This is a genomic window from Bacillus sanguinis (assembly GCF_018332475.1).
GTDB lineage: Bacteria > Bacillota > Bacilli > Bacillales > Bacillaceae_G > Bacillus_A > Bacillus_A sanguinis.
On the sequence record NZ_BOQB01000404.1, the window covers coordinates 1 to 1,042 of the forward strand.

At 40.7% G+C, this 1,042-nt stretch carries 1 protein-coding gene; it reads right to left on the reverse strand.

Annotated elements, in window-relative coordinates:
• Positions 1 to 12: 12 nt before the first annotated feature.
• Positions 13 to 1,017 carry a proline racemase family protein gene (locus KI369_RS26835; RefSeq protein WP_212958578.1) on the reverse strand — a complete coding sequence of 335 codons (1,005 nt, stop codon included), beginning with the start codon at positions 1,015 to 1,017 and terminating at the stop codon, positions 13 to 15.
• Positions 1,018 to 1,042 lie beyond the last annotated feature (25 nt).

Sequence of the window (1,042 nt, forward strand, 5' to 3'; positions counted from 1 at the left end):
TAAAGTTTCACTTTATCCTAACAAAAATCCCCGATTCAAATCATCCCTCGGGTCTACAACGAATTGATGAAATCCTGTAATAAATGCATTTCCCGTTACTTTCGGAACGACAGCTTCGTATGTATGTACCGCTGTTACCGACAATACTTCTCCTTCAAATTTCCCGTCAGTAATGCATTCATGGATGAAGATTTCTCCTTTTTGTAAAGCGTCTCTTTCAAAAAGAGTTGCGATTCTTGCGGAAGTTCCTGTGCCGCAAGGAGAACGATCTACTTGCCCGTCAGCGAAAATCGTTACATTTCGTAACGTAGCGTCTTCCTCTTTCGGTTCATCTGAGAAAATAACGCCGTATATTCCTTTTAATCCTTCTTCAAGTGGATGTTTTACTTCCATTTGACTCTCGATGTAGTGCTTAATTTTCCCGCCCCACATTTGAATTGCAGCTAAGTCTTTGAAATCTACTTTCAAACCAAATTCTTTACTGTCTACTACTGCATAAAATGCTCCGCCAAACGCGATATCTACTTGAAATTCATAGTCATCTATTTTAATAGGGACGTCTTTTTTGTATACAAATGAAGGAACATTTTCAAACGATACGGACTCTACTTCACTTCCATTATATGTTGCGTACGCAATGACTTCCCCAGCTGGACTATCAATAATGAACTTCTGCTTTTCACCTGTCACTTCAAACATACCAGTCTCAATTCCGACTGTAATAACAGCAATAATGCCGTGACCACACATCGTACTCCATCCTTCATTGTGCATAAATAATACGCCAAAATCAGCGTGTTCACTTGCAGGTGGGGTAATGATACAACCGTACATGCCGTGATGTCCTCTCGGTTCATACATAAGAATTTCGCGAAGATGATCCAAATGTTCCATGCAGTACGCGCGTCTTTCTAGCTGCGTTTCTCCTTTTATTTCTGGCACGCCGCCTGTAATAATTCGAAGCGGTTCTCCAGCTACGTGAGCATCAATTGTCGTGTACACTTTACTAACCTTCATTTCTATCTCTCCCCTATATGTTGAT

Excerpts from the sequence above, each read along its gene's own strand:
- KI369_RS26835 (WP_212958578.1), bottom strand. The coding sequence starts at position 1,017 with ATGAAGGTTAGTAAAGTGTACACGACAATTGATGCTCACGTAGCTGGA.